The organism is Paenibacillus pabuli, from assembly GCF_039831995.1.
Lineage (GTDB): Bacteria > Bacillota > Bacilli > Paenibacillales > Paenibacillaceae > Paenibacillus > Paenibacillus pabuli_C.
In genome coordinates this window covers 544,669-564,357 of the sequence record NZ_JBDOIO010000003.1, presented here as the reverse complement: position 1 = coordinate 564,357, position 19,689 = coordinate 544,669, and the positions used below count along the sequence as shown (strand labels likewise).

Sequence of the window (19,689 nt, the reverse complement as noted above, 5' to 3'; positions counted from 1 at the left end):
ACATTCAACCCCACTTTGATTGATTTTATTTTATGCTTCGCTTTTTATCTTTTTACCGGCAGCCTTAAACAGGATATGTCCTGTTCTGTACTGCGAACAGCCGTGGTAGCAATCTTCAACCCACCTGTTCCCGTGCTGTTCATCTCGTCCCTGACACCGTTTGGATGCCGGTCGAATAACGGGAAGGCACTGCCTGTCAACTCAAGCCGGACATACGAGCCAGCCGGAAGGGTGGCCGCCAAGGGACGCAGCCGGATCTGCGCTGTTCTCCATTCATTGGAAGCATCTGCTCCTTCACTGCAGATTTCCGTGCGACCCACACTCAGTAGCCGGGCCGTCCCTTTCTCGGATACGGTGGTGAGGATGGCTACCAGATCCGTCGGACCCCCCAATGTTTGGTACTGCACGGATAACTCCGGGGACCCAAAAACCGGGATATCCTCTGCAAGCGGTCCTCCCGTATATACCAAAATCTCTTGCCGTTCCTGAATGGCAGCTCGGTCGGACGGCAGGTAAGAGTCCAGGCGCATCGGCAGACGTGAGTCGTACACGAATACATCCGGCACAGCCTCCTCCACATCTTCCTTATGCTTTTCGAGTCTCCCCCCTCCTGCCGCACCATTCGCCGGGGTCTGTGACCCGGACAGATAAAACCATTCGGACGGAGAGGGCCCATCCTCAAATTGCGAAGGCAGCTGTTCCGCCGTATGCCATTCATGACTCAATTGGTCAAAATATCGGATCGGCAGTTCACCAGACAGTTCCATGTCTTCCTTGCCCTTCAGCCAATAATTAAACCAGCGCAGCTGCTCCAGATGATGACCACCATCCGCCTGCTCGCCATGATCGATTCCGCCCGCTCTGCGCCCCCATGGAATATGGGCCCACGGGCCGACAAGGAGCCGATGAAAGCAATCCGGCGTGGCCGTAGCTTGCAGAGCTTCGAACGACTGTAACGTGCCCATGAGGAAACCGTCATACCATCCCCCAATATGAAGCGCCGGCACGGATTCCTTTACGATATCGTTGATCCAGTTCATCTGCTCCCAGTACTCATCGTACGCTTGATGATCGATCCAATCATAAAATGCGGGAAAGTATTGCTCCAGAATCGGATGTCTTTCATTCAATGGCATTTTCCAAAGCATCTCCTCGGGGCTGCGCATGAGTCGTGAGCATTGCTCTGCCGTTTCGAAGTCACCCGCTCTTTGTGCCGTGTCACGAGCCAGTTGGAAAGCCCACGGCAAATGATTCCCAAGTGCGAAGGAGCCATGCGGGTAAAATAAGCCGTGGTACATGTCTGCCGGACACATGCTCGGTGCAATCGCCTTGAGCGCAGAGGGGTGAAGGGAAGCTGCTGCCCATTGTGTTAGGCCTTGATAAGAGAAACCGTACATGCCTACGTTCCCGGTCGAGCCGGACAGACCGGCTGCCCATTCGATGGTATCAAATCCGTCCTCTGCTTCTTGAACAAACGGATTAAATTCGCCTTCCGACTCACCCCGCCCCCTGACGTCCTGGATTACAACGATATATCCCTTACTTGCATACCAGACGGGGTGGGCATGCGTAACGGTAGAAGCAATTGACCGTCCGTAGGGCTGGCGCATCAGCAGCACAGGATATTCTCCTGTCTCGTCCGGCAGGTAAATATCTGAATACAACGTTATGCCGTCGCGCATCGTGCAAGGAACCTTTCGGCGGATGACCACATTTCCAAATTTCATGCAACTCGCTCCTTTGCTGTAGATACGGATTGACTATAAAACCCGCATGGCACGTTAACTGCTGCAGGTTGCGCCATTCTTCCGTCACCCGTTGATCAGATACCGCTAACTGCCGAACGCTTTAATTTCTCCTGATTCAAAATTTCCTTCGGGTCATTGCGATGTTTGATTTCCCACAAACGATCATGGGCGTATGATCGCCCGCCTTCCTTCAGATCCCATGTATGCGGATTGTTGACTATAACGCGGTTTTTCTCGTAACATTCCATCAGCTGATTCAGGTTTTCCTCCGTTGTGAAGGGAACCAGCGGCAGGCCGGAGATCAGCAAATTTCCGTTTTGCCGGGCAAACTCGATATGATTCATCACTTCCGGATATTCCTTTTTCATAGAGGAGATTTGCTCAAGGGCACTGGATGGTTCAAAATTGAGCTGCAGGTAGGTCAAGCCAGGATCTGCCTTGCGCGCCCACAAAGTTGTATGATTCCATGTGAAATCGGAGACACCTACACCTTTGTGATACTGTTCGGCAGAGACCTTCATAGCCAAGTTACCTCCATACTCCGATAGGATACGTTCAAGCTGGGATTCGTTGGATGTATCCACTTCCAGTAATGCGACAGCATGGTCAGCGGGGAGATCAAGCGGAAGAAAATAGGATGGTACCGGCCATTCATGGATGGAAATTAGCCGTTTCACCAAGGAAGTGTCCTCAGCTACCGACTGCCCGAAGCGAAAAGCCTGTTCAAAACTGTCAAAGGTCACGGCCCATTGCATCCATTCCACTCGGGGAGCCAGATTGATTTCCACTTCGGACAAAATGCCGATTGTACCGTAGGTATGCAGGTAAGGCAGCACTTCGTCTCCCTGGAGCTCAATGGAACGGGGATGAACCTCAACGGTCTTGATTTTTAGAGAACGTACCAGCCCATCCCAGATCGTCCCCCAGCTGATCGAACCGATGCCGCCAAAACCGCCGCATAAAAAACCGCCGATCGTCGCGGATTGAAAGGTGGAAGGCATCGTACGCAGCTCATAACCCGCCTTGCGGGCAGTGGATTCCATTTTCCCGAGTCTAGCCCCGGCCTGGATCCGCATCGTGCCTTCTCCCATTTCGAGCACCTTGTTGTATTTGGCCAGATTCAGGACGATTCCGCCTGTGACCGGAACGCATTGGCCATAGTTGCCGGTGCCGTTCCCCCTGATGGTCAGCGGAACTCCCAGCTCTGCTGCAATGGAGAGCAGATTGTCAAGCTCTTCCTCGGTACGCGGACTGGCGATGCACTCGGCGACCTTACCCTGCAGCTGACTGGCCAGCACAGGAGAGAAGTGATGATAATCCATCGAATATTTGGCAAGGGCTGCCTCCTCCCACTGCAGCAATTCCGGATCCATGCGTTCTTTTAATACGGCTATCCAATGTTCATTCATTCGGTTCCCCTCCCGTATGTTGTAATACTGATCTCAATAAAGGAATCTCTTAGGAATTCGGCAAGAACTCATCCGTAAATACTTTGCTGACATCAGGCTCCTCTTTCAAGGCCCCTATCTCCTTAAGCTGCTTTCCAAGCTCCGTCCAGCGTTCCTCTGTCATGTAACCAACACCATGTGTCGCCGCATCACCTTCGTATACGAACGGGATAAGCGCTTCTGCGGCATAGTTCAGCTTTTCTTTCGTAAAATCAGGGTTTTCCTTTAAAATGACGTCATTCACGGTATCATAATTGGTCTTGTAATAATCCCAGCCCTTCATCGAAGCCTCGACATAACCACGCACAATATCAGGATGATCCTGTAAGTACTGCTCCGTGGTGAACAGCACATTGGAATACGGGTTATAACCGGCATCTGCCAGTAGCAGGAAATTAATATCCACATTCTGCTGCTTCATCTCGTAAGGTTCACTGGTTACATATCCCTGAATGGCAACCGATTCATCAGCTACAAAAGGAGCCAAAGAACCGGTATAAGCCAATTCCTTCACGTTACCCAATTGGTATTTACTCTTCACAAAATCCCAAAACACCGAGCCTGTCCCCACGTATACGGAACGGTTGTTCAAATCGGCCAGGGAGGACATGTTCTGATTGGCATGAACCATAAGTCCCTGCGGGCTTTTCTGGAATATCGTCGCAATCGCTACAAGAGGGATTCCTTCTTCACGAGCGACCAGCAATTGATCCGCTGTAGCAAGTCCGAACTGCGCCTTTCCAGAAGCCACGATCTGTGTTGGAGACACCTGCGGCCCACCTGCCTGGATGGTCATATCGAGACCAGCCTCATTGTAATATCCTTGTTCCTTTGCCGCATACAGCCCCCCGTGTTCTGCTTGTGCAAACCAGTTCGTCACCTGTGTAATTGCCGTGAGTTCCTCGCTTCCCCCCGTAGCAGAGGCATTCTCAGCAGTTGGCTGATTCCCGCAAGCTGCCAGCAATGTGGATAAGGAAAATATTGCTGCGAGTAAAAATACAGTTCCCTTTTGTCTGTACTTGTTCATCTCATTACCACTCCCCAAGGAAAATTACTGATGATTTATAGGACTTCCCCTACCGGATTTCGAAGCGTCATAAAGCCACTGATTCTACACTCGGCGACATCTCCTTGCTGAATCCGGGCGGACCCGGGTGTGCCTGTCATGATCACATCTCCCGGATAGAGAGTCATCATCTGTGAAAAATACGAGACAATGAACCATGGATGATACATCATGTGAGACACCGTATTGCTATGAATAACCTCATCATTCAACACAGTTTCAACCACGAGGCTCTGCAGATCACTTATTTCATCAGGTGTTATTAGTTGTGGTCCAAGACTGAAAAATGTATCGAATACCTTGGATCGCTGCAGGAATCTGGGGTTCCGTGCGTGAATGTCCTGGTTAGTCATATCCAGCGTTGCGGCAAAACCTGCAATGACCTCCTGCGCACGTTCTTCCGGCACATTTTTGCAGGTTCGGCCGATGATAATACCAAGCTCTGCTTCTGATGTCACATTCACATCCTGTGCCGTCAGCTGGATATACTCTTCCGGCCCGATCAGGCTTGAGTCCGGCTTCATGAAGCAGACTGGCTCACGCTCTGGAGGAGTAGATGCGAGATCGATCGCTTTTTGCACATAATTCATGCCAATTCCCCATATTTTACGAGGGTGGCGGAAGAGAGGAGCGGATATAGCTTCTTCTGAAGGTATGAAAGGGATTGATGAAACTGTTCTATCCCCGTGCTTCTGATACCACTGGAATAGCTCCTCTAGCTGGCCTTGCTGCAAAATCTCCATAACGGAGGTGCCCCATGAGCTTCCTTCCGCCCTGTTGATCTCCTCTAGAAGAAAGAATCGTTCCGTATGTTCAATCGCGGCCTGTTCACGATCGCCGTGTTTCAGACTGACGAGCTTCACGGGGTGCTTCCTGCTGGCTGCTGAACCGGTTCAGTCCCGCGGACATTGGTGATTTCAAAATCACACAGTTCCTCCAGCGCCTCTGACAAAATCGTTGAGATTCTATCCTGAATAATGCTGCCTTTCTCCGGCGTGGCCGTCGTAGCATCACCAGCAATACCGGTAGCGGAGATATCAGCCATCTTCCAGGCAAAACGAATTTTCCCTTCTAATGTAAGAAAGCGGTAAGAGGACATGTCAGGAAGCTCTTTGACGAGGAACTCCTTCTTCACCCATTCCGGTTTAATGGACATCACGAGAGAGGTCTCATAATCGCCACCATGAATACCGTATTCCAGCTCCTCGGAAGACAGGAGATCCTCTGCCACATTCAGACTGCTGGGACTGAGATAGAAAACCATCATTCCCGTTCTGATCCGTATTTCACGTGATACTGTATTTAGCAAATCCACGTTGCCGCCATGGGTGTTAAACAACAGTAACTTGCGAAAACCACTAGCCTTCAGACTTTCTGCAATGTCCAGCATGATGGCATGCAGTGTGCTCGCCGATAAGGAAATGGTGCCCGGAAGTCCGATATGTTCATTGCTTTTGCCATACGAGACCGGAGGCAGCAGCCAGATCTCCTTATCCGCCCGCACCCGCTCCAGCGTTTGTGATAATGTCGCTTCCCCAATCAAAGTGTCCGTATATACGGGCAGATGGGGGCCATGCTGCTCCACAGCTCCGACTGGGAGAATAACCAGCGCCTTATCCTTCGGCAGTTCTTTGACCTGTTTGCTTGTCAGACGGGGCAAAAATCGCTCCTCCCACGCTGTTCCTTCATATCGTTGAAACATAACTGACACCCTTTCTCCTGCAGCTTTATTGTTTTTACGCGTAGCTTGATGTCCATATTCGAATAACGCTCTTATCTTTTTACTTCAGAATTTACTGCTGAAAAAAAGGATGTGACCCATTCCAGCAGACGTTGATCCTGTCCCGGACCGGCAATGATTGAAATACCGACCGGGCGGCCCAGTACCTCCGCAGCCGGAATCGTAAGCTGCGGCAGACCCGACAAGCCGGAAATGCAGGTTAAACGCATCGTTCTCACTCTTCGTTCTTCAATTATAGGCCCGCCCAAGCCCAGCTTCGGGGCCGCTCCAGTCGTCGTCGGAATCACAAGCACCGTATCCGTTCTGAGCAGGTCAGCCATGTGCTTGCACACCTCAACCCGGCGTTTGGCTGCCTTCTCCTGATCGGCAAGTTCAACAGTGCTTGCCCAGGAGAATCGCCCGGCCGTATCTGGTCCGAAGGTCGGCTGCTCACGTTCAATCCACGCCCCGTGCTCCTGCCATATTTCATAGCCCTGGATCGTCCTGAACATGGTCATCCATTCAGGTAGACCCTGCGGGGCGATGCGAACCGTTTCATGGCTCGCAGCCATGCCGCACAGCAACTTCAGGTAAGGGGTAAGCGCCTCTTTGCTCTCCGTGTCAGCAAGCTCCCACGCATCCTCACCGATGAGCACCCGGCTGAAGCCTGTACCCGAGTCTGTCTGCGGCAAAAGCACTTCTCCTACCCGGCACAGCGTCTCGAGATCACGTGCCATCCAGCCGACGGTATCGAAGCTGGGAGCGAGTGGGATAACGCCTTTCGCGGAGACAATGCCATGCGATGGACGCATTCCATAAATTCCACAGTACGAAGATGGAACACGGACCGATCCTCCCGTATCCGTTCCAAGGGAGAAGTCAGCAAGCCCAGCGGCGACAGCAACCGCCGATCCGCTAGATGAACCGCCAGGGATACGATCGGGAGCCCTTGGATTCACAGGTGTTCCATAATGAACATTTTCACCATTCAAGCTGAACATCAGCTCATCCGTATGCGTCATCCCCGTTAGCCTAGCTCCTTGCTGCAATAGCAGGTTGAGCGTTTCAGCGTGTTCCGTTGCCGGCCCATGCGTCTGGAGCCAACGTGGATTACCCGCGCCATTTGTATTGCCACGGACGGCAAATACATCCTTGACCATAAAGCTGAGTCCGTTCAGCCTACCCTGTCCTGTCGGTTCAACGATCACCTGGTTGACAATGGCGTTCCATTGGTCCTTCATTGCTTCATCCCATCCTTCCGCTCAGCCTTCTAACGATGCCAGCTCTTCCGAGGTGTTTCTTTCTATAGGAGTCGCTCCCCCGCTCAGCTCTTGTACCAACCAGGTGGAATCCGTAACGAAGCCATAACATTGCTTGATATTGTACAATGTCGCTTCTATGCAGAAATCCGGGGAGCTTGTTGCCGAGCAATCCTCCAGTAGTATTCCGTCATATCCGAGACAAGCCGCGTCCTGCAGTGTGTGCATGACACACTGATCGAGATTTACCCCGGCAAACAACACCGTTTGAATATTGAGATTGCGTAGAATACTGTCCAGTGGTGTATCCCAAAACCCGCTCATTCGATATTTATCCACATAGATATCATCGGGGGACGAATCCAGACCATCGACAATTGCCGTTCCCCAACTGCCTTTCTCCAGCACCTTGGAGCCGTTCCCGGGCAGCGGGTCCCCGATGCCGTTGCCCCGCCCATCCGAATTGTATACATGAAGCACGGATGGCGGCACATTCATTCTGTCTTCCCGATTGCCCCAGTTCACCCATATCACAGGCACTCCCGCTTTGCGCAGCTCGGGCATCAGTCGGTTCAACCTGCTGACCGGGTTTAGGAGCGGAGAGGTATCGACCCCAATGGAATCCAGCCATCCACCCGGTGTACAGAAATCATTCTGCATATCGATGACAATAACAGCCGTATGCTCGAGATCAAATATGACTTCCTGCGGCTGTGCAGGGAGGGTTACTGACTTGCCGTACTTTTGCGTTCGCCTCAGATCCACCAGCGTTTCGGACACTTGCCAATAGCTCTTTCGATTTCCAAGTTTGAACATATTAAGTCCCCTCATTTTTTCTGAAATTTCTGATTTGAAGCTTTACATACTTTTGGTTCAGGTTTATGGCTTCATCAGATACTCCGTTGTAAACGCCTGGGTAACATCTAGTGCCTTCGTTAATCCTCCACCCTTGATCATCTGATCCTGGAGGGTACTCCAGCGTTCCTTTGTCATGTAACCAATACCATTTGCCTCAGATTCATTGTTAAGAATAAAGGGCTTTTCCTGCACTGCTTCATAATTCATTGCTTCTACCGTCATATCGGGATTGTAGGTTTGAATAAACGGGTTTACCTTTTCATAGTTGTCTAGATAATAGCTCCAACCTTTCTGACTTGCCTGCACCACAGCTTCAACAACATCAGGGTGCTCTTTAAGGTAATCTTCCGTCGTGAAAAGAACGTCTGCATAGTTCGCATAACCGGAATCGGCGATTTTCAGATAGTCCACCTCAACCCCCTGCTGAGAAAGTGCGTAAGGCTCATTCGTGATGTAACCCTGATTGAGCGAACTGGGGTCATTGATAAAATTGACCAGCTGCCCGTTATACTTCATTTCTTTTACATCTGTCAGATTGTATTGGCTCTTGATATATTCCCAGTAAGGCACCGCTGTGCCGATGTATACGGTTTTGCCGTTCAGGTCTGTGAAATCCTGAATGTTCTCCCCCTTGTGGTACATCAGAACCTGCGGTGTGCTTTGAAAACCGGCAAGGATACCGACAACAGGGATTCCCTGTTCCCGCGCCTTCAAAATTTCATCCGCATAAGAGATACCGAATTCAGCTTTGCCTGCAGCGACAAGCTGCATGGTTGACACCTCGGGGCCTCCAGGCTGAATTGTCATGTCGATCCCCTTGTCCTTATAATAGTTCTGCTGCAATGCCGCAAAATAGCCTCCATCTTCCCCTTTGGCGTACCAGCCCTCGATCAGTTTCACCTGCTTCAAATCTGTTCCGGCTCCCCCTCCCGCCGGGGCGGCGGATTCTAGAGCGGAGGAATTGGAGCATGCGCTTAGAAGCAGTAGGATCAAAGAAGCAGCCGACAGCAGCCATTTCTTGTAACAAAAGTTCATATGATGTTTGGACATGTTGGATCTCTCCCCCGGTTCTGATATCATTTCATTGCTGATTCATGCCATGACTTCAAAAGTTTGTTCGACACCATGTTGATGATCAGGAAAAATGCGATTCCTAGGGCGGATGCCGCTAAACCGCAGGCGAACAGATAAGGAGTTTGCAGGCGGGTTGCCGCAACGGTAATCCCGTAACCGAGTCCGCCTTGTCCGCCACCAATGCCTGCAATGTATTCACCCACGATCGCTCCGACAACCGAACTGGAGCATGAAATTTTCAGCCCTGCCATAATGTACGGAAGTGCCGCCGGAAATCTCAGCCTCCAAATGGTTTGCAGCTTGCTTGCATTATACAAATAGAATAAATTCTTCATGTTCTGATCCGTTGAGTTCAATCCGATCAGTGTATTCGATAAAATCGGGAAAAAGCTGATTAAGAATGAAATGATCACAATGGCATTTATTCCTGCTCCGAACCAGATCACTATGATTGGCGCTACCGCAACGACCGGAATAGTCTGTAGGATAATAGCGTAGGGATATACGCTTTTTTCCACTGTTTTGGACAGGGCCAGTAGAATGGCCAATGAAATACCGAGCACTACACTGATCGTAAAACCGATCAACGCCTCCACAATGGTTGTGCTTACCGACGTAATCAGATTTGCGCTGTTCTCAGCAGCGGCTGCGGCAATATCGGATGGCTTGGGCAAGATATATGGGGGCATTCCGAGTATCCGCACGATTAATTCCCATCCACCGATAAACAGGACAAACACGACTATTGGCGGCAGAATTTTTTTCAGCAGTCCAATGACTGGGCTCTCTTCTGCCGGATGATGGCTGCGGGCATTGTCCTTCCCAGAAGCTCGGATACCCGGTGTCGTTTCAACGGCTGGATTAGCTACCATCTCTTCCATGTTGCTTCCCTCTCCTCTCATTTCTGGCTATCAATGATTCAGTACATTGGACACGCTGCGTACATATTCACCGAATTCAGGCTGGGTCCGGAATTCATCATCCCTCGGATAGGCAAACGGAATATCAATGAAATCCGAAATTTTACCGGGACGAGGCGTCATCACCACGACTTTTGTTGATAGAAACACACTTTCAAACACGTTATGCGTAATGAACAGAACCGACATCTTCTTGTCCTGTTCCCAAATATTTAGCAGTTCATTCTGCAGCGTCTGCCTGGTAATTTCATCAAGGGCGCCAAACGGTTCGTCCATTAACAGCAACTTGGGACGAGATATCAACGCTCGTGCAATAGATACTCTCATCTTCATTCCGCCTGACAACTCACGTGGCAGCACCTTCATATAATCCTTCAGGCCTACCAGCTCTAAAACCCGCTCCCCTTCGGTAATTCGCTCCCTTTTGGATACGCCACGCAAAGTAAGAGGCATGGTGACATTATCAATCAGCTTGGCCCACGGGAGCAGGGTATGCTCCTGAAATACAAAGGCAATTTCATTCTGTTTACGCGCTTCCTTTGGGGAAGTACCCAGCACGGTCAGATGACCGGAGGTCGGTTCCGTCAAACCGGCAATCATATTGAAAATGGTAGATTTCCCGCAACCGGAAGGACCGACAAAACATAGAAATTCTCCTTCCCCCACATGCAAATTCGCATGCTGCACAGCTACAGTGCCATTGGGGTAGATTTTGCCGACATCATCGATTACAAGCATGGAACGACTGTCCTTTTGGGTCGCTGCCTGTTGATTTTGGGTGAGCTGCATCTGAATCCCCTCTTCTCTTTGAAGTTGTGTCCTATCATATAGCCAAAAAATATGCATGTAAATATTACTGACACAATTTTGGTTTTTTATCTAATGGTATACGCTTTACGTTGGTTCAAAAACAGAACATTCGATGTTTTGGGTTAACTTATATTACATATATATAACAAAAGGGATTGCGAAAATTCGACAAGACCCTATATAATTGCTTAAAAAGTTACGTGGTGTCCGGTACCTGATTCAGATATGTATCGTTTGGGAGGATGGATTGACATGCATTTAACTATAGAAGATGCGTTGGCGGTGTACCCGTTATCAGAAGGCAAGTTGGCAGCCGGTAAAAAAGGAATTTCTCGAACGATTAGCTCCATCAATTTGATGGATGCGCCGGATGTGATCAACTGGATGAAAGAAGGGGAGCTCTTGTTGACTACAGCTTATGCGATTAGGGACTCACCCGAGGAATTTGTTAATTTGCTGCAAAAGCTGAATGAACGTGGAGCCTCCGGGCTTGGCATCAAGCTTGGTCGATACTGGGCGGAAATACCAGAGATAGCCCTGCTGGAAGCCGATCGGCTGGGCTTGCCCCTAATTGAACTACCTTTTCAATTCACCTTCTCCGAGCAGATCACCGCTCTCTACCAATCCGAGTTCCAACGCGATACCCGCCGGCTGAATGAATTGCTTGAAACACAGAAGAAGCTGGTTGATTTTGCGATGCAGGCGGATGAGTACACCAATTATTTTCAAAGTATCACAAGCATTTTAGGGGTTCCTTTAGCCATCGTTACCTCTGAAGGACAGACCTTGTATAACATGACCCGCTGTTCCGATATGGAGCTGTTGAGCGATTGGCCCTGGAATCAGGACAATCGATTTTACAAGTCGGCGAGCAACCTGTTGTATCGGGTACCCCTGCTGAAAAACGGAAAGTCATACGGTTACTTGCTGATACAAACTGAAAATCTGCTGGAAGCACATGAAATGGAAGGCATTTTTCACCAAGCTGCCGTCATTCTTTCCTATCATCTGGAGGTCATCCAGAATCAGGAGGCTACTGCGGCAGGCAGTCGTCTTGGCACGGCCATGGAACGTTACTTAAAGGGGAACGCCTCTCTGAAAACGGTGCTCGAATTTGCCGAAGCATTGGGAAGCACATTTTGGAACACGCCCTACGTTTGCATGGTATCTTTCTCAAGAGCGGATGCTTGGGACCATGAAAGTCAGAGGCGCAAACTTAGGGAGATTCAGAATAGGCTTCAGGATCATCCCAAAACGTCCTCCTTGGAATCCCACCATTTTTATGTGATGAACCGCATATATTCACTCTTCCCCCTTCTAGAAGAAGAGGCCAAGGATCGAAGGAAATATGAGAATTCGGTACGTTTGTATGCGGATTTGATGCATTCATGGGACCACGGAACAAGGACATGTTTTATCAGTAAAGTGAGAACGGGCATGGAGGAGTTCATCGACGGCTTCTGGGAGTGCGGGGAGGCTGAGAGAATCAGCACGGAGCTTGGTTTAAGCGAACCGGTTGTCATGTTTGCTGACCTGGAGTTTATGTATCTCTTCAAGCATATTCCGCAGGAGGTTATGATTAGGTACTGCTCTTATTTATTCCGTCCACTGCTGGACAAAGAAGAGGAATACACCAGCGAGATGATGCACACACTTGAAGCCTATTTCGCCAACAACGGCCAAGTGAATGAAACTGCACGCGAGTTATATATCCATCGCAACACCGTACTGTACAGGCTGGAGAAAATTTCGGGGCTGCTGAATCTGGATTTGAAGAATACTGATCATCTGCTGCTCTTAAAGCTGGGACTCATGTTTAGGCATCTGATGACGCCTGAGAGACAAATTTAAAAAAGAGCAATTGTCGTCGCACTCTGTTCCACCCCAATAAAAAAACCTCAGCAGGTTTACCGAGCTGAGGTTAATAAATTCATTATACTTGTTCACGTTTATCTTTAGCTGCTGCCACTCTAGTGTCTTTTGATTCCGCTTCAATTTCGCATCAGGTGCTTCGAATACTCCCTAATTGACTCACTTGAGCCGCACCTAGCTTATTCATTTAATAACTTCAACCTTTTTATCCCCTGCTGTCTTCGCTACCTCTAACGTTGTGGTACCTTGGATCGCAACGATCACGCCAGTAGCCAGCATAGAAACGATTAAAGCTGCGCTGAGAGTTGTGGACATTTTCTTCTTGACCATAACCATACCTCCGGTATCTATTATGTAATAAGCAACTATAGTTTGACGAGTCGAAGGTGACTACATGATTACAAAAAAAGAATTACAATATTTCGCTTTTCTTGTGAAGTAACCCACTTATTGATTGTATTATAACCTACTGTAAATGATTGTAAATGGATTTTTTTCCAGGTTAGACAAACAAAATATTCGACGCGGCAAATAAAGCTGTAGACTTTAACTCCGTTATTTGGCCTCTTCCAGCACAACTACATGGCTAGAATGAGAGAAGCAACAGTTATATTTCACGCCCCTCCGCCTTGGCAACCGTCAAATATTCCCAATCTTCTCCGAGCCTGATCGGACTGCATCCATCCGCTTGGAACTTCATGACGGCATCATCATACTGCTTTTTCTGCGCTTCGCTTAGATTGGCAACGTATCGCTGTCTCGCCTGTTCAAATTGTCCTTCTGTACCGTAACGATAGTAAAAATAAGGGCTGAGGATTCTTTTTGGCATCTTAGCATTTTCTTCTATGGCACATTGAGGATCAGATAAGAGCTGCTCGATCAATGGTATTTCGTGCTGTGTAATATGCTCAGTAATAGATATGAGGCTGTCCTTAAATGCCTCTTTCCCGAATAACTCATACCATCTCAGTTCAGAATGCTGATAGTAGCTTTCTGGTAGACCCGTGTGTGACTTTCGTTTGTTATGCGTAACTTTAGAGTGCACCATCACTTCTATACTCGTTCCAGCTACATTATGTCTATTGGCCTGAAGATAGATGGATATCAACAATTCCTGTGTTTTCATCTCGAGTGCTTTGCGGGATTTTACAACTTTGAAGCCAGCGAGTGGTATCAATTCCCGCAGTGATTTTAACGTAAACTCTATCAACTCATGGGCCGATGACTGTTCGCTAAAAGCATACTGACTAAGAATGGCGTTCATGCTTGCATCTATACTTGATTCAATACTTGCACTTTGACCTGCGTTTTTGTTCATCGTAGATCACCAGCAGAGGATGCGTAAAATACGTCTCCATGCATATGTTTAATTCGATCCCAGTTAGCGGGATTGGTTGTGTCTAGGGAACGGTTCTCCATTATGGCTTGATATAAAGCGGTCTTTTCTTCCAAATGCGCTAAGTGCTGTTTGGCTTCTTCAAACTTAGCAAGAGCTGCCTCTCTATGCTCCATCATAAGTGTGTACCGTTGTGGGATCGTTGAATCTCCTTCGAGACAGTAATCAACATACATTTTAATATTTTCAATCGGCATCCCGGATTGTTTGAGACATTTGATGCCATGTAACCAGTTGATTGATTCTTCGTCAAACATTCGAATATTATTTTGATTGCGCTGTACACTTGGCACCAAGCCTTTATCTGTATAAAAGCGAATAGCGTGCTCGGTGAGTCCTGTTATCTGCGCGGCCTCTTTGACGGTATGCATGAGAAGACCTCCTTGAAAAATATAAATTCCGAAGTATGCTTGCCTTCGTGTAACACGAAGGTGATAGGCTCATTGTAATGCAACTCGACCATGAAGGTAAACCCTGTTGAGGTGCCCGAATTCGAATCTAGGGCCATTGCATTATATATAAATATTAGGAGGAATTATTATGCAAACCGTAACATTAAACAATGGGGTAAAAATGCCGATTATCGGCTTTGGTGTTTACCAAGTTCCGGATGCTGAAGAATGTGAGAATGCAGTATATGAAGCGCTGATGGCTGGTTATCGGTTGATCGACACTGCATCCGGTTATTTAAATGAAGAAGCGGTCGGACGTGCGATTAAGCGCAGTGGCGTGCCTCGTGAAGAGCTGTTCATCACGACCAAGCTCTGGGTCCAGGATGCCAGTTATGAGAGCGCTAAGCTCGCTTTTAACAAATCCTTAAATAAGCTGCAGTTGGATTATCTCGATTTATATCTAATACACCAGCCGTTTGGTGATTACTACAGTGCTTGGCGTGCAATGGAAGAACTGTACCATGAAGGTAAAATCAAGGCGATCGGTGTGAGTAACTTCCTGCCCGACCGTCTGATGGACCTTATCGTGCATAATGAGATCGTGCCAGCTGTTAACCAAGTCGAAACTCACCCGTTCTATCACCAAACCGAGAGTGCCACCTTTATGAAGGAACAAGGAGTTCAACATCAGTCGTGGGCTCCATTCGCTGAAGGGCTTAATAACATGTTTGGCAACGAAGTGCTGACATCCATTGCTGCAAAACACAGTAAGTCTGTCGCGCAGGTCGTGCTGCGTTGGCTTGTCCAGCGTGGAATCGTTGTAATTCCGAAATCAGTAAATAAAGAGCGGATTGTCGAAAACTTCAACATCTTCGATTTTGAGCTCAGTACCGAGGATATTGAACAAATTATGGCCCTTGATACGCGGAAGAGTCTTTTCTTATCGTATCACGATCCGGAAGTCGCCAAAATGATGGGAAACTGGAAAGTTGATCTGTAAACCATACTGTAATGTGCAAAAAGAATGTTGATCTGTCAGATCAACATTCTTCGTTTTCTTAACCATTGATTCAAAAGCAGACTATTTCAGGACTCATAATTGAAGAATTCTACATCTACATAACCTTGTTGTGTTTCGAGATTCAAGTTGTATATCCCACAAGGTTTACCATGCAAGTTCCAAACCGATCTCAGCCATTTGCTGAATGCATTAACCGATGGTCCCCATATTCGTTACCAACTTTTCAAGTTTATCAGCGTCATCCATCGTTAACGAATTGAACTGAGTATCAGCCAAGTTATACAGATTGGGAAGTATACAATCTATTAAGTGTCTGCCTTTATCCGTTAGTTGTACGAATATCACTCGACGATCCGAATGACAAGGGATCCTAGTTAGCAGCTTTTTATTCTCCAATTTATCCAAGATATACGTTAAAGCACCACTAGTCAAAGAAACATGTTGAGAAATCTGTTGAATTGCTTGTTTCTCTTCATGTTCAAGCGACACTAACACAGAAAGTTCCGTGAAATTGAGATCTGCTTTCTTTAACTCGCTCCGAAATTGGTCCTGAATCATTTTTGACATTTGAATGAAATGAAGACATGCTTGATATCGGAAATTATTCATTGTTTCTCACTCCATTTTATATATCTCAGATTTAAGATTCTTTATTTAAATATTACTTGTTATATGTACTTTTGTCAATTTCAGACCAACCTCAGAATCAAAATTTCTTGTTACTGATAACTAAAAAAAGCCTCCATATTCAATTACCCAGGATCTCAGATAAACGCAAAAAAACCTCCCAAGCTTCAATGAGCTCAGTTCGGTTTTTATTCACAGCATGATGACACAGCTATCTCAGTCCAACATCTTTAAAACGATTGCCGATGGTTTCAGGAAAGGCCTGCTTAATGGCATCAATGGCACGTTGTTCCGTTTCTCCCGCTTGATGGAGAAGCGCTATTACAGACTGAACACACCCCGTTTCTTTGACATCCCATAAATTGCACTGATCAACCCAACCAATCATCTCCAAATAAAGATCTGACAAGGACGTATATTCTTGTATAACCTGAACCATCTGATAAGAGAGGTATCCAAGACCTGCAACATAGGAGGCAATATTTTCTCTTGATTTGCAATAATATCGGAGGACTGCAGCAGCTTGCCTTGGTTCATAAACTCTTGATTCCAGTGCTGAAGCAATGGCAGAATATGCAGCAGATCCGCAGGCGTAATCCTGAGGTGGCAGCATGTAATCATGGATTTCCCATTTGTATACGGCCTGAATCAACGATTCTTTGCAGACTTCCCATACATCTACCGTTCTACAGGATTCAAGCACTTGATAATACCAATAAGGCGTACTATTTCGCCCAAAAGAATCGTAAGACAAACGAGTAACGTCATGGCCTTCGCTGTTAAAGAGGAGCAAAATCCGCTCCACATCATCATACCCGGCAGCAATAACAAATTGGTCATGCCATACTATGGCCCCCACACCCCGATCAATGGATGACTTAATGTCCACCAATGCCTGTTTTTGATACAAAGGAAACGTCGGTGCAAATGAAACCCTGCTGCCTGACTGGCCGTTACTCCAATAAAATCAGCAGCTACAAAGTTCTCTGCCATCCAGTTGTAGGCTGAGATTGATTCTTCGGTCAGATGCCGATCTACGACCAACCGAAACACAGTTGCTGTCATGCCCGCAATCATGTGACGCGGGAATTCCGTCCACTTCTTATGTATTAAAATGCGGTGCATCACATCTGCATAGGAACCCATGCCGCTACTTATAATGTTTGGATCCTTAGAATACTTGAACCTCTTTTCCATGTAGTTTGTGTGTTCACCGTTATTATAGAGGTCATGGTACGACATAGAATGTCGCAGCAGTTCGTATTGAAATCAGATCAATCCACAAAAATGAAAAGCTCGCACAGGCAGGGTAACATGACTTCCCTGCCCAATACGAGCTTCTACGTCAAATTGTACTCAAACGGTTTGATCCGGGTGAGTACGTTCAGCAATCGTTTATTTCATCGAGCGATATTCCAGTAAATCTGTCAAATTCGAGATCTTCTGCAGCAGCTTCTCTCCGATATTGGTTTCCCTCACCAGTTTCCGCGCCAGTTCTTTGTCCACCAGTCTTTTTATAGATAATACATCCGTTCCGTTACACAGCACATCTTCTTTTGAATTAAATTTCTGATGGGCGACGAGCTGCATGCCAAAGGAATTATACAACAAGGTATATCCCGCGATGCCCGTTGTGGATTGATAAGCTTTGGAGAAACCGCCGTCAATGACGACCATTTTGCCGTTTGCTTTAACAGGGCTCTCTCCACGAATTTCTTTTACTGGCGTGTGTCCGTTAATGACATGTCCATGATCCGGATTCAAATCGAACTCCAGCAAGATCTTTCGACAGATCTCTTCCTTTTCACGTAAATGGTAGTAAGGGTTCTTTCTCTCCTTATGGGCTTCCTTATCCTGGATAAAGTACCGTTCAAAAGTGGTCATTTCTCTCTTGCCAAAGAGCGAGGAACATTCCCCAGTCCAGATGTACCATACCATATCTGTCGCCAGATCATCTGTCTCTTCCGGATGTGCAAAGGCGTAACGTAGGTTCTCTTCAAAAACATCGAGCAGCTGACGGCCCGCATAGGTCTTGTCTTCAATCTGCATTTCTTCCATATTTCCTTCTTCATCCAAAGGAATACAGCCGTGGATTAACAAATTCCCGTTGTATCTTAAATAAAGGCTGCCCTTTTTGATAAGAAAATTCATATGCCGGGCCAGCTTCTCGGAATGCTGAACAGAGAACAGCAACTTTTCCATCACCTGACGTTCTTCGTCCAGCAATTGTTCAGGGTTCTGCGGATTTACGGTTGCAAAACAGGTGTTTTCCAGCTGGTATGTTTTTCCGCAGATGTTGATTTCATTTTTGTCGTAATCGATCTGCTCCAGCAGAAGTCTTTCAGACATATTAAAGTCTGGGCGTCTTTTGATAATCGGGATTTCAAGCTTAAACTGAATCATGGCAATGGCTTGGTGAATCTTGGTGATCTGCAGAATTTCCTGCTCCGATACGTTATGGCCGCCCTGCAGCTTAGGTCTGAAAGATGGATTATCTTCATAGTATTTCTCCGCGAGGTTTAACAGCGGGCGAAGATTGATTCCGTATACATCTTCGATGATGTCCAGATTGTCGTATCTCGCGCAGATCCGGATAATATTTGCAAGGCAGACCAGTGAACCTGCATAAGCGCCGATCCAGAGCACATCATGGTTTCCCCACTGAATGTCTACAGAATGGTAGTTGATTAACGTATCCATAATTTTATCGGGATCCGGCCCCCGGTCATAAATATCTCCAACCACATGAAGGTGGTCAACCACCAGACGCTGGGTCGTATAAGCAAGGCCGATAATGAGATTGTCCGCCTGACCCAAGGATATAATTTGCCTATATATTTCCTCGTAATAAGGATCCTTATTGTTAGTCGTATCCGTCTTGTATAGAAGCTCTTCTACAATATATACATACTGTTTCGGCAGAGCTTTCCGCAATTTGGAGCGCGTATATTTGGAAGAGGCATACGAAACAAGCTTAAGCATGTGTTCAATCGTTTGTCTGTACCACTGGTTCAAAGCCTGTTTATTGCTCAGGTCCCCTATAACCAGCTTTATTTTTTCTTCCGGATAATATACTAACGCCGCAAAATCATTAATTTCCTGCTCTGTCCAAACCTCACGAAATAATTCTTTGATTTTTTCTTTGACGGTACCTGAACCGTTTCGTAGTACATGCTGAAAAGCCTGGAACTCCCCGTGCAAATCACTGACAAAATGCTCGGTTCCTTTTGGAAGATTGGAGATCGCTTCAAGGTTGATAATCTCTGTTATGATTTTTTCTTCCGTATCATATTTCTCAGCAAGTAGATCTAAAAATTGCTCATCCAAAACAGATGTCCCCTTTCAAGGAATTATCGTGATGTATAGTTGGGTTCAATCTTTGCAAATGCAATTATAACCACTCTAATTATGTTTTTTTACCAAACACGGAATTCCTTCTAAAGGCTATCCGCAAAGGTCATTATACTCCAGTTTCTCA

The 19,689-nt window shown here is 47.1% G+C and carries 19 protein-coding genes; 2 read left to right on the top strand and 17 right to left on the bottom strand.

Annotated features, from left to right (window positions below; genetic code table 11):
- Positions 1 to 44 precede the first annotated feature (44 nt).
- From ABGV42_RS04775 to ABGV42_RS04730, 10 genes are all read right to left on the bottom strand, one after another.
- The gene (locus tag ABGV42_RS04775) at positions 45 to 1,727 is read right to left on the bottom strand and encodes a CocE/NonD family hydrolase (protein WP_347380617.1); all 1,683 of its coding nucleotides are present in this window, start codon (positions 1,725 to 1,727) and stop codon (positions 45 to 47) included.
- A gap of 95 nt (positions 1,728 to 1,822) precedes the next feature.
- Complete coding sequence (locus ABGV42_RS04770; protein WP_347380616.1) at positions 1,823 to 3,157, bottom strand: FAD-binding oxidoreductase; 1,335 nt, start codon at positions 3,155 to 3,157, stop codon at positions 1,823 to 1,825.
- A 49-nt stretch (positions 3,158 to 3,206) separates the two neighbouring features.
- Complete coding sequence (locus ABGV42_RS04765; RefSeq protein ID WP_347380615.1) at positions 3,207 to 4,223, bottom strand: ABC transporter substrate-binding protein; 1,017 nt, start codon at positions 4,221 to 4,223, stop codon at positions 3,207 to 3,209.
- A gap of 35 nt (positions 4,224 to 4,258) precedes the next feature.
- Complete coding sequence (locus ABGV42_RS04760) at positions 4,259 to 5,125, bottom strand: fumarylacetoacetate hydrolase family protein (RefSeq protein WP_347380614.1); 867 nt, start codon at positions 5,123 to 5,125, stop codon at positions 4,259 to 4,261.
- On the bottom strand, positions 5,122 to 5,964 hold the full coding sequence (locus ABGV42_RS04755; protein ID WP_347380613.1) for a creatininase family protein: 843 nt from the start codon (positions 5,962 to 5,964) through the stop codon (positions 5,122 to 5,124). Before ABGV42_RS04755 ends, ABGV42_RS04760 begins: the two co-directional genes overlap by 4 nt.
- Positions 5,965 to 6,035: 71 nt before the next feature.
- Positions 6,036 to 7,223, bottom strand: a complete 1,188-nt coding sequence (locus ABGV42_RS04750) for an amidase (protein ID WP_347380612.1) — start codon at positions 7,221 to 7,223, stop codon at positions 6,036 to 6,038.
- A gap of 21 nt (positions 7,224 to 7,244) precedes the next feature.
- The gene (locus ABGV42_RS04745) at positions 7,245 to 8,057 is read right to left on the bottom strand and encodes an isochorismatase family protein (protein WP_154894133.1); all 813 of its coding nucleotides are present in this window, start codon (positions 8,055 to 8,057) and stop codon (positions 7,245 to 7,247) included.
- A 63-nt stretch (positions 8,058 to 8,120) separates the two neighbouring features.
- On the bottom strand, positions 8,121 to 9,149 hold the full coding sequence (locus tag ABGV42_RS04740; protein WP_347380611.1) for an ABC transporter substrate-binding protein: 1,029 nt from the start codon (positions 9,147 to 9,149) through the stop codon (positions 8,121 to 8,123).
- A 26-nt stretch (positions 9,150 to 9,175) separates the two neighbouring features.
- A complete protein-coding gene (locus tag ABGV42_RS04735; protein ID WP_091037235.1) occupies positions 9,176 to 10,054 on the bottom strand; it encodes an ABC transporter permease in 879 nt (292 codons plus the stop codon).
- 30 nt (positions 10,055 to 10,084) lie between these two features.
- Positions 10,085 to 10,882 carry an ABC transporter ATP-binding protein gene (locus ABGV42_RS04730; protein WP_347380610.1) on the bottom strand — a complete coding sequence of 266 codons (798 nt, stop codon included), beginning with the start codon at positions 10,880 to 10,882 and terminating at the stop codon, positions 10,085 to 10,087.
- Between the two features lie 273 nt (positions 10,883 to 11,155).
- Here ABGV42_RS04730 and ABGV42_RS04725 point away from each other — a divergent pair, with 273 nt between their 5' ends.
- Positions 11,156 to 12,754 (top strand): PucR family transcriptional regulator, encoded by a 1,599-nt coding sequence (locus ABGV42_RS04725; protein WP_347380609.1) that lies wholly within the window; start codon positions 11,156 to 11,158, stop codon positions 12,752 to 12,754.
- 204 nt (positions 12,755 to 12,958) lie between these two features.
- Here the strand turns inward: ABGV42_RS04725 and ABGV42_RS04720 are convergent, their stop codons facing one another.
- From ABGV42_RS04720 to ABGV42_RS04710, 3 genes are all read right to left on the bottom strand, one after another.
- A complete protein-coding gene (locus ABGV42_RS04720) occupies positions 12,959 to 13,105 on the bottom strand; it encodes a hypothetical protein (protein WP_186812001.1) in 147 nt (48 codons plus the stop codon).
- Positions 13,106 to 13,382: 277 nt separating this feature from the next.
- The gene (locus ABGV42_RS04715) at positions 13,383 to 14,093 is read right to left on the bottom strand and encodes a hypothetical protein (protein ID WP_347380608.1); all 711 of its coding nucleotides are present in this window, start codon (positions 14,091 to 14,093) and stop codon (positions 13,383 to 13,385) included.
- A complete protein-coding gene (locus ABGV42_RS04710) occupies positions 14,090 to 14,542 on the bottom strand; it encodes a MerR family transcriptional regulator (RefSeq protein WP_347380607.1) in 453 nt (150 codons plus the stop codon). The genes ABGV42_RS04715 and ABGV42_RS04710 overlap by 4 nt, the downstream gene beginning before the upstream one ends.
- Before the next feature lie 169 nt (positions 14,543 to 14,711).
- Here ABGV42_RS04710 and ABGV42_RS04705 point away from each other — a divergent pair, with 169 nt between their 5' ends.
- Complete coding sequence (locus ABGV42_RS04705) at positions 14,712 to 15,563, top strand: aldo/keto reductase (protein WP_347380606.1); 852 nt, start codon at positions 14,712 to 14,714, stop codon at positions 15,561 to 15,563.
- 210 nt (positions 15,564 to 15,773) lie between these two features.
- Here the strand turns inward: ABGV42_RS04705 and ABGV42_RS31850 are convergent, their stop codons facing one another.
- From ABGV42_RS31850 to ABGV42_RS04690, 4 genes are all read right to left on the bottom strand, one after another.
- On the bottom strand, positions 15,774 to 16,142 hold the full coding sequence (locus ABGV42_RS31850; RefSeq protein WP_431523635.1) for a MarR family winged helix-turn-helix transcriptional regulator: 369 nt from the start codon (positions 16,140 to 16,142) through the stop codon (positions 15,774 to 15,776).
- 280 nt (positions 16,143 to 16,422) lie between these two features.
- The gene (locus tag ABGV42_RS04700; RefSeq protein WP_347380605.1) at positions 16,423 to 17,100 is read right to left on the bottom strand and encodes a hypothetical protein; all 678 of its coding nucleotides are present in this window, start codon (positions 17,098 to 17,100) and stop codon (positions 16,423 to 16,425) included.
- Positions 17,058 to 17,408, bottom strand: a complete 351-nt coding sequence (locus ABGV42_RS04695) for a hypothetical protein (RefSeq protein WP_347380604.1) — start codon at positions 17,406 to 17,408, stop codon at positions 17,058 to 17,060. Before ABGV42_RS04695 ends, ABGV42_RS04700 begins: the two co-directional genes overlap by 43 nt.
- Before the next feature lie 198 nt (positions 17,409 to 17,606).
- The gene (locus ABGV42_RS04690) at positions 17,607 to 19,538 is read right to left on the bottom strand and encodes a fructose-1,6-bisphosphatase (RefSeq protein ID WP_347380603.1); all 1,932 of its coding nucleotides are present in this window, start codon (positions 19,536 to 19,538) and stop codon (positions 17,607 to 17,609) included.
- Positions 19,539 to 19,689: the final 151 nt, after the last annotated feature.

Coding starts and splice junctions, on each gene's coding strand:
- ABGV42_RS04755 (WP_347380613.1), bottom strand. CDS start 5,964: ATGTTTCAACGATATGAAGGAACAGCGTGGGAGGAGCGATTTTTGCCC.
- ABGV42_RS04710 (WP_347380607.1), bottom strand. CDS start 14,542: ATGCATACCGTCAAAGAGGCCGCGCAGATAACAGGACTCACCGAGCAC.
- ABGV42_RS04730 (WP_347380610.1), bottom strand. CDS start 10,882: ATGCAGCTCACCCAAAATCAACAGGCAGCGACCCAAAAGGACAGTCGT.
- ABGV42_RS04740 (WP_347380611.1), bottom strand. CDS start 9,149: ATGTCCAAACATCATATGAACTTTTGTTACAAGAAATGGCTGCTGTCG.
- ABGV42_RS04720 (WP_186812001.1), bottom strand. CDS start 13,105: ATGGTCAAGAAGAAAATGTCCACAACTCTCAGCGCAGCTTTAATCGTT.
- ABGV42_RS04725 (WP_347380609.1), top strand. CDS start 11,156: ATGCATTTAACTATAGAAGATGCGTTGGCGGTGTACCCGTTATCAGAA.
- ABGV42_RS04775 (WP_347380617.1), bottom strand. CDS start 1,727: ATGAAATTTGGAAATGTGGTCATCCGCCGAAAGGTTCCTTGCACGATG.
- ABGV42_RS04705 (WP_347380606.1), top strand. CDS start 14,712: ATGCAAACCGTAACATTAAACAATGGGGTAAAAATGCCGATTATCGGC.
- ABGV42_RS04745 (WP_154894133.1), bottom strand. CDS start 8,057: ATGTTCAAACTTGGAAATCGAAAGAGCTATTGGCAAGTGTCCGAAACG.
- ABGV42_RS04770 (WP_347380616.1), bottom strand. CDS start 3,157: ATGAATGAACATTGGATAGCCGTATTAAAAGAACGCATGGATCCGGAA.
- ABGV42_RS04765 (WP_347380615.1), bottom strand. CDS start 4,223: ATGAACAAGTACAGACAAAAGGGAACTGTATTTTTACTCGCAGCAATA.
- ABGV42_RS04735 (WP_091037235.1), bottom strand. CDS start 10,054: ATGGAAGAGATGGTAGCTAATCCAGCCGTTGAAACGACACCGGGTATC.
- ABGV42_RS31850 (WP_431523635.1), bottom strand. CDS start 16,142: ATGATTCAGGACCAATTTCGGAGCGAGTTAAAGAAAGCAGATCTCAAT.
- ABGV42_RS04750 (WP_347380612.1), bottom strand. CDS start 7,223: ATGAAGGACCAATGGAACGCCATTGTCAACCAGGTGATCGTTGAACCG.
- ABGV42_RS04695 (WP_347380604.1), bottom strand. CDS start 17,408: ATGGAAAAGAGGTTCAAGTATTCTAAGGATCCAAACATTATAAGTAGC.
- ABGV42_RS04715 (WP_347380608.1), bottom strand. CDS start 14,093: ATGAACAAAAACGCAGGTCAAAGTGCAAGTATTGAATCAAGTATAGAT.